Origin of the sequence: Pseudomonas sp. HMWF021 (assembly GCF_003061005.1) — a bacterium.
In the GTDB taxonomy this organism is placed as follows: Bacteria; Pseudomonadota; Gammaproteobacteria; order Pseudomonadales; family Pseudomonadaceae; genus Aquipseudomonas.
In genome coordinates, this window is the sequence record NZ_QAIK01000101.1 from 22,188 (window position 1) to 31,172 (window position 8,985).

Genomic DNA, 8,985 nt, shown 5'->3' on the forward strand with positions numbered 1-8,985 from the left:
CTGCCGAACGTGCAGGGCGACAAGACCCTGACCAAGGCTGACATTCTCGGCAAACCGGCGCTGGTCAACGTCTGGGGCACCTGGTGCATTTCCTGCCGGGTCGAGCACCCGGTGCTGAACAAACTGGCCGAGCGTGGCGTGGTGATCTACGGCATCAACTACAAGGACACCAACGCCGATGCGTTGAAGTGGCTGGCCGAATTCCACAACCCGTACGTGCTGGATATCCGTGACGACGAAGGCTCGCTGGGCCTGAACCTTGGCGTGTACGGCGCGCCGGAAACCTTCTTCATCGACGCCAAGGGCATCATCCGCGACAAGTACGTGGGTGTGATCGACGAGCAGGTCTGGCGCGAAAAACTCGCGGCCAAGTATCAGGCGCTGGTCGATGAGGCCAAGCCATGAAGCGCTTTCTGGCTGCGGTGGTATTGGGCCTGAGTCTGGCCGGCGTGGCGCATGCCGCCATCGACACTTACGAATTCGCCAAGGAAGGTGATCGCGAGCGTTTCCGCGAGTTGACCAAGGAACTGCGTTGCCCCAAGTGCCAGAACCAGGATATCGCCGACTCCAACGCACCGATTGCCGCTGACCTGCGCAAAGAGATTTTCCGCATGCTCGGCGAGGGTAAGGACAATCAGCAGATCATCGATTTCATGGTCGATCGCTACGGTGATTTCGTCCGCTACAAACCGGCGCTCAATGCCAAGACCGCACTGCTGTGGTTCGGCCCGGCGGGCTTGCTGTTCGGTGGTCTGGTGGTGATCGCAGTGATCGTTCGCCGGCGTCGCGCACAGCGCACCGAGACCCCGCCATCGCTGTCCACCGAAGAACGTCAGCGCCTCGACCAACTGTTGGATAAAAACCAAGAATGATTGATTTCTGGCTAGCCGCAGGGCTGTTGCTTCTGGTCGCCCTGAGTTTTCTGCTGATCCCGGTTTTGCGTGGCCGTCGCGCCCAGCGTGAAGAGGATCGAACTGCCCTCAACGTGGCGCTGTATCAGGAACGTGTCGCCGAGCTGCAAGCGCAGCAGGCTGAAGGCGTACTCGACGCGGCGCAAATGGACAGTGGGCGTGCCGAGGCGGCGCGTGAACTGCTCGCCGATACCGAAGGCGTTGCTGCGCCGCGTGTGTCGAAACTGGGCAAGCCGTTGCCGCTGCTGGCAGCGGTGCTGGTGCCGGTGTTGGGGCTGGGGCTGTATCTGCATTTCGGTGCTGCCGACAAAGTCGAACTGACCCGCGAATTCGCCCAGGCGCCGCAGTCGATGGAAGAGATGACCCGGCGTCTGGAGCGCGCCGTTGCCGCGCAACCGGATTCGGCCGAAGGCCTGTACTTCCTCGGTCGCACCTACATGGCTCAGGATCGTCCGGCGGACGCCGCGAAGATGTTCGAACGCGCCGCCAACCTTGCCGGGCGCCAACCGGAACTGCTCGGCCAGTGGGCGCAGGCGCAGTATTTCGCCGATGGCAAGAAGTGGTCGGACAAGATCCAGGCCCTGACCGACGAAGCGCTGAAGGCCGATCCGAAAGAAGTCACCAGCCTCGGCCTGCTCGGTATCGCCGCGTTCGAAGGCGAGCGTTACCAGCAAGCCATCGATTACTGGAACCGTTTGCTGGCGCAGTTGCCAGAGGACGACAAATCCCGCGAAGCCCTGCAGGGCGGCATCAACCGCGCCACCGAACGGCTTGAAGCCAGTGGTGGCAAGGTCGCTGCGAGCCCGACCGCCAAGGCTGCCGCGCTGCTCAAGGTGCGCGTGGATCTGTCCAGTGAACTCAAGGGCAAGGTACAACCGGGTGACAGCGTGTTCATCTTCGCCCGTGCCGTTTCCGGCCCGCCGGCGCCGCTGGCGGCCAAGCGCATGACCGTGGCGGATCTGCCGGTGACCGTCGAACTGGGCGATGCCGACGCGATGATGCCGCAGTTGAAACTGTCGAACTTTCCTGAAGTCCAACTGGTTGCGCGCATTTCCCGAGCCGGTCAACCGACCGCCGGTGAGTGGGTAGGTCGCAGCGGCCCTCTGGCCAGCAGCACCACCGCGCCGCAAACACTGACCATCGACAGCCCGGACCAATAACCGGAACAACAGGAAAGCACCGCCATGCACAGTCTCGCCCGAATCGCAGTCATCACCATGGCCCTGGGCATGAGCGCCTGTGCGGTGCACCGACCGGAACCGACCACCAATCTGCCGCCGATCCCGCCGTCACAACCGAGCCCGACCCCGTCGACCTCGCCGACCCCGGGCAAAAGCATTCCGGCCAAACCGTCCAAGCCAGTCCCACGCACCTCCGCCAGCTTCGCCCCGCCACCGGGCGGCAACAGCCACTGGGACCAGAAACTCGGCGTCTACGTCCTCGACGACCAGCCCAACACCTTCTACCGCCAGCGCACCTACTTCCGCTGGAACAACGGCTGGACCCGCTCCGTCAGCCCCAACGGCCCATGGGAAGACACCGACATCCACGGCGTGCCGCCGGGGTTGGGCAAACAGTTCGGGCAGTGATGAAAAAACGGCGATCCTTGGATCGCCGCTTGTTTATCTGGTGTTCCCAAAACGAGTATTCAGAGAATCGCACGGTAGGTGCTTAGCGCCCGAACTGACTCAACCAACCCCTGGCGCTGCAAAAGATCCAGAAACGGCTCGACGGCCATCGGTGGCAATTTAAGTTGTTGGCGCTGCCGTTGCGCTGCAGCGATAACTGCTGCCGGATCAAGGTGAAACAGGTTTTCGACAAACTCATCAGTGTGTTGGGCCTCGACGCCATAGGGGGCGAGGCAGGCATCGGGAAAATCTTTCAGATTGAACGTGACGATCACCCCAGCGCCACAGCGTATGGCTGCGGCCAGTACATGGCGGTCGTTGGTATCGGGTAAGGAAAGTCCGGTGATCAGGTCTTCAAAATCGTAGACACAGGCATCCGGGATCGCACGATCCATAAGCTCGGACGTGCGATCCAGTTGCTCCATCGTCAGATCGGTTCTGTTTTTCAATAAATTGCGTTTCCATTCGCCGTGAATCTTCTTGGTCCACCGGGCTCGAAATCGCCCCGAAAGAGCAAGCCACATCAGAAAATCTCTCAGTGGGGCGGGGTACAAAACACATGCATCGTATACAGCGGTGAAAGGTGAATGCCTCACTCGTATCCTGTCCTTAACGCCTGTGCCTGCTCCGCGAGAAGCGCCATTGCCTGCTCGCTGGCGGTGTCGCGCCGGGTTTTATAGTCCATCAAATCGGCGAAACGCACACGTCGGTGCTTGCCGGTTTTGTGGTAGGACAACTCGCCGCTTTCCAGCAGTTTTATCAGGTGCGGGCGTGAGACATTGAGCATGTCAGCGGCTTCCTGAGTGGTCAGCTCGGCATGCACCGGTACGACTTTGACGGCATTGCCTTCAGCCAGCTCCGCCAGAATGTCCACCAGCAAGCGCAGTGCAGAGGTGGGTAGCTCGACCTGATGTGCCTGATTCTGCTCGTCGAAAATCTGAATGTGCTGGGTTTCGAATCGGGTCGCGAGGTAGGCGGTGAGCGCGCGTCTGCCTTCGATTGCGGCTTTGACTTCGCGCTCCACAGGGAGGTTGAGAGAGGGGTGGATGACAATCGACATAATGGATTCCAGCATTCTGAATAGAGGATGCTGGAACGTTATTCGAATTAAACGAAAATCGCAATAAACGAAACGGAAGCTGATTCAGTTCAGGTGTGTCAGCAAGTTTTCCATGTACTCCACAAACGCCCGCGCCTTCGCACTGACCATCCGTCCCGTGGGAAACACAGCCCATAAGTCCTGATCCGGCAAACGCCAATCACCCATCACCACCCTGACCGCACCGCTCGCCAGTTCTGGCGCGAACATCCATTGCGAAGCGATGGTCAGGCCCTGATCGGCCAGCACGGCTGCGCGCAAGCCCTCGGCGGCGCTGACGCGCAGGCGGCCGGTCAGGGTTTGCGTCTGTTGTTCGCAGCCTCGGATGAACGTCCAGGTGGCGCCGCCGCTGAGGTTGTAGACGATGCCTTGGTGCTGATCCAGATCGGCAGGGTGGCTGGGTTCGCCGTGGCGAGCAAAGTACGCCGGGGTGCCGAGCACCACGCGGCGGCAGTCGGCGATCTTGCGCGCGGTGAGGCTGGAGTCGCTGAGCGGACCCATGCGCAGGGCGACGTCGATGCCTTCTTCCACCAGATTGATGTTGCGGTCGTCGAGCATCAGATCGATGCTCAGTTGCGGATGCTGATCGAGAAACGGCCCCAACTGCGGCACGACATGCAGACGCCCGAAAGTCACCGCAGCGCTGATCCGCAGGTTGCCGCGCAAACCGCTAGCGCTGCCACGGGCGGCGTTATCGGCTTCGTTTGCTTCATCGATGGCGCGTCTGGCCCGCTCGAAAAACGCCAGGCCAGCCTCGGTCGGAGTCAGGCCTCGGGTCGAGCGCAGCAGCAGGCTGACCGCCAGGCGTTTCTCCAGTTGAGCGATGGTTTTCGACACGGCGGGCTGGCCGATATTCAGCCGTCGCGCGGCGGCGGAAAACGAGCCGGTTTCGACGACGCAGACGAAGGTTTCCATGGCGGCGAGGCGGTCCATCTCAGGTCCTTGTGCAATCCTGAAGCATTCAGAGGAGCCCTGTGGGAGCGAGCTTGCTCGCGAATACGGTCTGACATCCAGCGGATGTGTTGACTGATCCGGCGCCTTCGCGAGCAAGCCCGCTCCCACAGGGGGGCGGTGTGTTTAGTATCGGCTTTGCCGAGCGGGCCGCTGATGACTCAAGCCGTCGCCAATGACCGCCGCTGTGATGCGCTCAAAAACCGCACCAGCGCCAGCAGCGGGAAAGCACTGCCGACAATCACGATCCACAACCAGCCGCCATGCTCGTACACCGCACTGGCGACCGACGAGCCGAAGGCGCCGCCGATGAAGATGCTGGTCATGTACAGCGCATTCAGGCGACCACGGCTTTTGGCGTCCAGCGAATAGACTGCGCGCTGGCCGAGGACCATGTTCATCTGTACGCAGAAATCCAGTACCACACCGGTCACAGCCAGACCGATAACGCTGTAAGCCGGGTGGATGAACGCCGGCAGGAAGCTCAGGCTGGCAAACAGCATGGCCAGCAGCGAAGCGGTGCGGGTATGGCCGGCGTCAGCCAGGCGTCCGCTGATCGGCGCGGCGATGGCCCCGATGGCGCCGACCAGGGCGAAGATCGCGATCTCGCTCTGCGACAGACCGTGGTTGCGAGCCAGTTCCAGCGGCACCGCTGTCCAGAACAGGCTGAAGGTGGCGAACATGCAACCCTGATAAAACGCGCGCTGACGCAGCACCGGTTGCTGGCGCAGCAGGGTCCACAGCGAACCGATCAACTGGCCATACGTGGCGCTGTGATCCGGTTGGCGCTTGGGCACGGTCAACGCCAGCACCACGCTGATCGCCGCCATCAACGCCGCAGCAATCATGAACATCGCGCGCCAGCCGAAATGGTCAGCCACTACGCTCGACACCGGTCGCGCCAGCAGGATGCCCAACAGCAGGCCGCCCATGATCCCGCCGACCACCCGGCCCCGGGATTCTTCCGGCGCCAGATGCGCGGCCAGCGGAATCAGGATCTGCACCGACACCGAACTGAAACCCACCAGCAACGAGATCAGCAAAAACACATTCGGCTGACTGGTGAACGCCGCGCCGAGCAGGCTGGCAATCGCCACCACGGTGGTGATGATCATCAGGCGACGGTTTTCCAGCAGGTCGCCCAGCGGCACCAGGAAGAACAGGCCCAGCGCATAACCGATCTGGGTCAGCGAGACGATGAAGCTGGCCATGGTGTCGGAGAGGCCGATGTCCGGCGCGATCAGGCCGATGATCGGCTGTGCGTAATAGATGTTGGCGACGATCGCGCCGCAGCAGAAGGCGAACAGCAGCACCATGCCTCGGGTCATTGCGTGAGTTGTGGCGTTCATAAGGTTTCTCGATCCAGCGAAAGGGAATGCGGTGAGGCTAAGGGACGCACCGAAGCGGCGGTAGAAGCCTTGTATCGATAGCAGTTATTCCATTGCGGAATGATTGGCTTCAAGCGTGGTGGCGTCCATCGGCGGACCTTGCGTCCGGCCGGGGAGGGGGGATGATACATTCACTTACATCTTCTTCGATAGCGTGCTTATGTTTAGCACAGTGCTTCTACTGTTCATCACCGGAGGATTGCCATGTTGCGTCAGTTGCTGCGTCACACCACCACGATTGCCCTGATCGGCCTGCTGGGCGCCAGCGCGGTGCAGGCGGCCGATGCCCCCGGTACGCGGCTCGGGGTGCGCGGCGAAATCACCGGGGTCAGCGCCGACTCGTTGAAAGTCCACGTCAACAGCGGCGAGAACGTAGTGATTCAATTGAACCCGGACACCAAGGTCCGCGCCGTCACCCTGGCGAATATCGAAGACATCAAACCCGGCAGCTACATCGGCTCGGCCGCCATGCCGCAGGAGGATGGCACGCTCAAGGCAATGGAAGTGCACGTATTCCCGCCGGAGCTGGCCGGCAGCGGTGACGGCCATCGGCCCTTTGATCTGGCCAAGGGCAGCAGCATGACCAATGGCAGCGTCGGCGATCTAGTGGTGAGCAATGGCCGGGTGCTGACCGTCAACTACAAGGGCGGGCAGCAGAAGATCCTGGTGCCGGAGGACGTGCCGATCGTCAATCTGACGCCGGGGGATCGCAGCTTGCTGAAGGTGGGGGTGAAGATCGTCACTTTTGTCACGCAAAGTGCGGACGGCACGCTGACCGCGCAATCGATCTCCGCCGGCAAGGACGGCGTCACCCCACCGATGTAACTACTGTAGGAGCTGCCGAAGGCTGCGATCTTTTGATCTTGGTTTTTAAAATCAAAGTCAAAAGATCGCAGCCTTCGGCAGCTCCTACAGGGGGGCATAAAAAAGGCGACCTGTTGAGGTCGCCTTTTTCATGTCCGCCAAATCTTACTGGCTGTAGATCTGATCAAAGATCCCGCCATCATTGAAGTGAGTCTTCTGCACCGAGCGCCAGTCGCCGAAGGTCTTTTCCACCGACAGGAAGTCGACTTTCGGGAAACGGTCGGTGTACTTCGCCAGCACCGCCGGATCCCGTGGGCGCAGGTAGTTGGCGGCGGCGATTTCCTGGCCTTCCGGCGACCACAGGTACTTCAGGTATTCATCGGCGGCAGCGCGGGTGCCTTTCTTGTCGACCACTTTGTCGACCACCGACACCGGTGGCTCGGCTTCGGCGGAGACGCTTGGGTAGATCACTTCGAACTGATCGCGGCCAAACTCGCGGGCGATCATTTCCGCTTCGTTCTCGAAGGTCACCAGCACGTCGCCGATCTGATTGGTCATGAACGTGGTGGTCGCGGCGCGGCCACCGGTATCGAGCACCGGCGCTTGCTTGAACAGTTTGCCGACGAAGTCCTTGGCCTTGTTCTCGTCACCGCCGTTCTTCAGCACGTAGCCCCAGGCCGAGAGGTAGGTGTAGCGGCCGTTGCCCGAAGTCTTCGGGTTCGGCACGATCACCTGCACGCCGTCCTTGAGCAGGTCGGGCCAGTCTTTCAGGGCTTTCGGGTTGCCTTTGCGCACGATGAACACGGTGGCCGAGGTGAACGGCGCGCTGTTGTTCGGCAGGCGGGTGACCCAGTTTTCCGGCACCAGTTTGCCGTTGTCGGCGAGGGCGTTGATGTCGGTTGCCATGTTCATGGTGATGACATCAGCCGGCAGACCGTCGATCACCGAACGCGCTTGCTTGCTCGAACCGCCAAAGGACATCTGCACCGTGATGTTTTCGTTGTGCTCGGCCTGCCAGTGTTTCTGGAACGCAGCGTTGTAGTCCTTGTAGAAATCGCGCATCACGTCATAGGAGACGTTGAGCAGGGTCGGTGCGGCTTGAGCCACGCTGCCAAAGGCGAGACCGGCGGCGAGAAGTGAGGCGCCAAAGAGTTTTTTCACTGCGCATTCCTTGTTCTGTTTTGTGTAGGAGCTGCCGAAGGCTGCGATCTTTTGATCCTGATCTTTTAAAAACAAGATCAAAAGATCGCAGCCTGCGGCAGCTCCTACAGGGGGTGATGTTCAATTGCCACTGACTATAACGGGGCACGCATAGTCGTTTAAAGATTAAAAAGCTCTGTGCTTATTCCAGTTTCTTGAACAGCTGATTACCGCACCGTGAGCAGAACGCCGCGCCATGCTCATGACTGTTTTTCTTGCACACCGGGCAATCGTGTTGCAGTTGTTCGCCGCGCATGGCGTTGGCCAGCTCCGCCGTGAAAATCCCGGTGGGCACGGCGATGATCGAGTAACCGGTGATCATCACCAGCGAGGAAATCACCTGGCCCAGCGGAGTCTTCGGCACGATGTCGCCGAAGCCGACGGTGGTCAGGGTCACGATAGCCCAATAGATGCCTTTGGGGATGCTGGTGAAGCCATGTTCCGGGCCTTCGATCACGTACATCAGAGTGCCGAACACCGTCACCAGGGTGCAGACGCTGACCAGAAACACCACGATCTTCTGCTTGCTGCCACGCAACGCCGACATCAAATAGTTGGCTTGCTTGAGGTACGGGCTGAGCTTGAGCACGCGGAAGATCCGCAGCATGCGGATGATGCGGATGATCAACAGGTACTGCGCATCGCTGTAATACAGCGCGAGGATCCCGGGCACGATCGCCAGCAGATCCACCAGTCCGTAGAAACTGAAGGCGTAGCGCAACGGTTTGGGGGAGCAGTACAGGCGCAGGATGTATTCACCGAGAAAGATCACGGTGAAACCCCATTCGATGTACGCCAGCACGTCGGCGAAGTTCTGGTGAATGCTGTCGATGCTGTCGAGCATCACCACCACCAGGCTGGCGAGGATGATCAACAGCAAGGTGCCGTCGAAGCGCCGCCCGGCGAGGGTGTCGCTCTGGAAAATCATCACGTAAAGCCGTTCACGCCAACTGTTGCTGCTGTCCATGGATAACGCCTGAATTGAAGATCAGCGCAGCCTAGGT

The 8,985-nt window shown here is 60.6% G+C and carries 11 protein-coding genes; 5 read left to right on the forward strand and 6 right to left on the reverse strand.

Features of this window, described 5'->3' with window-relative positions; all coding sequences use genetic code 11:
- The 4 genes from DBR18_RS13440 to DBR18_RS13455 form a co-directional block, all read left to right on the forward strand.
- On the forward strand, positions 1 to 405 hold a 405-nt coding region (locus DBR18_RS13440), incomplete at its 5' end, for a DsbE family thiol:disulfide interchange protein (protein ID WP_256588700.1).
- Complete coding sequence (locus DBR18_RS13445) at positions 402 to 872, forward strand: cytochrome c-type biogenesis protein (RefSeq protein ID WP_108590666.1); 471 nt, start codon at positions 402 to 404, stop codon at positions 870 to 872. The genes DBR18_RS13440 and DBR18_RS13445, both read left to right, overlap by 4 nt.
- Positions 869 to 2,071: a c-type cytochrome biogenesis protein CcmI gene (gene ccmI / locus DBR18_RS13450; protein WP_108590667.1), complete on the forward strand. Its 1,203-nt coding sequence runs from the start codon at positions 869 to 871 to the stop codon at positions 2,069 to 2,071. Before DBR18_RS13445 ends, ccmI begins: the two co-directional genes overlap by 4 nt.
- 24 nt (positions 2,072 to 2,095) lie before the next feature.
- Positions 2,096 to 2,500 carry a hypothetical protein gene (locus tag DBR18_RS13455; RefSeq protein ID WP_007961667.1) on the forward strand — a complete coding sequence of 135 codons (405 nt, stop codon included), beginning with the start codon at positions 2,096 to 2,098 and terminating at the stop codon, positions 2,498 to 2,500.
- A gap of 59 nt (positions 2,501 to 2,559) precedes the next feature.
- Here DBR18_RS13455 and DBR18_RS13460 read toward each other — a convergent pair whose 3' ends face one another.
- The 4 genes from DBR18_RS13460 to DBR18_RS13475 form a co-directional block, all read right to left on the reverse strand.
- Complete coding sequence (locus tag DBR18_RS13460) at positions 2,560 to 3,135, reverse strand: PIN domain-containing protein (protein WP_108590668.1); 576 nt, start codon at positions 3,133 to 3,135, stop codon at positions 2,560 to 2,562.
- Positions 3,132 to 3,599: a helix-turn-helix domain-containing protein gene (locus DBR18_RS13465; RefSeq protein WP_108590669.1), complete on the reverse strand. Its 468-nt coding sequence runs from the start codon at positions 3,597 to 3,599 to the stop codon at positions 3,132 to 3,134. Before DBR18_RS13465 ends, DBR18_RS13460 begins: the two co-directional genes overlap by 4 nt.
- An 84-nt stretch (positions 3,600 to 3,683) precedes the next feature.
- Positions 3,684 to 4,571 (reverse strand): LysR family transcriptional regulator, encoded by an 888-nt coding sequence (locus DBR18_RS13470; RefSeq protein WP_108590670.1) that lies wholly within the window; start codon positions 4,569 to 4,571, stop codon positions 3,684 to 3,686.
- Positions 4,572 to 4,750: 179 nt separating this feature from the next.
- Entirely contained in the window at positions 4,751 to 5,938 is a 1,188-nt protein-coding gene (locus tag DBR18_RS13475) for an MFS transporter (RefSeq protein ID WP_108590671.1), read from the reverse strand.
- A 243-nt stretch (positions 5,939 to 6,181) separates the two neighbouring features.
- On the opposite strand from DBR18_RS13475, the gene DBR18_RS13480 reads away from it, so the two are divergent.
- Positions 6,182 to 6,802, forward strand: coding sequence for a DUF5666 domain-containing protein (locus tag DBR18_RS13480; RefSeq protein WP_108590672.1), 621 nt, complete (start codon positions 6,182 to 6,184; stop codon positions 6,800 to 6,802).
- Between the two features lie 144 nt (positions 6,803 to 6,946).
- Here DBR18_RS13480 and DBR18_RS13485 read toward each other — a convergent pair whose 3' ends face one another.
- The gene (locus DBR18_RS13485) at positions 6,947 to 7,942 is read right to left on the reverse strand and encodes a sulfate ABC transporter substrate-binding protein (RefSeq protein ID WP_108590675.1); all 996 of its coding nucleotides are present in this window, start codon (positions 7,940 to 7,942) and stop codon (positions 6,947 to 6,949) included.
- A gap of 181 nt (positions 7,943 to 8,123) precedes the next feature.
- On the reverse strand, positions 8,124 to 8,948 hold the full coding sequence (locus tag DBR18_RS13490; RefSeq protein WP_108590673.1) for an ion transporter: 825 nt from the start codon (positions 8,946 to 8,948) through the stop codon (positions 8,124 to 8,126).
- Positions 8,949 to 8,985 lie beyond the last annotated feature (37 nt).

What these genes read in the sequence shown, in the direction of transcription:
- DBR18_RS13445 (WP_108590666.1), top strand. Translation starts at nt 402, where the DNA reads ATGAAGCGCTTTCTGGCTGCGGTGGTATTGGGCCTGAGTCTGGCCGGC.
- ccmI (WP_108590667.1), top strand. Translation starts at nt 869, where the DNA reads ATGATTGATTTCTGGCTAGCCGCAGGGCTGTTGCTTCTGGTCGCCCTG.
- DBR18_RS13455 (WP_007961667.1), top strand. Translation starts at nt 2,096, where the DNA reads ATGCACAGTCTCGCCCGAATCGCAGTCATCACCATGGCCCTGGGCATG.
- DBR18_RS13465 (WP_108590669.1), bottom strand. Translation starts at nt 3,599, where the DNA reads ATGTCGATTGTCATCCACCCCTCTCTCAACCTCCCTGTGGAGCGCGAA.
- DBR18_RS13470 (WP_108590670.1), bottom strand. Translation starts at nt 4,571, where the DNA reads ATGGACCGCCTCGCCGCCATGGAAACCTTCGTCTGCGTCGTCGAAACC.
- DBR18_RS13475 (WP_108590671.1), bottom strand. Translation starts at nt 5,938, where the DNA reads ATGAACGCCACAACTCACGCAATGACCCGAGGCATGGTGCTGCTGTTC.
- DBR18_RS13480 (WP_108590672.1), top strand. Translation starts at nt 6,182, where the DNA reads ATGTTGCGTCAGTTGCTGCGTCACACCACCACGATTGCCCTGATCGGC.
- DBR18_RS13490 (WP_108590673.1), bottom strand. Translation starts at nt 8,948, where the DNA reads ATGGACAGCAGCAACAGTTGGCGTGAACGGCTTTACGTGATGATTTTC.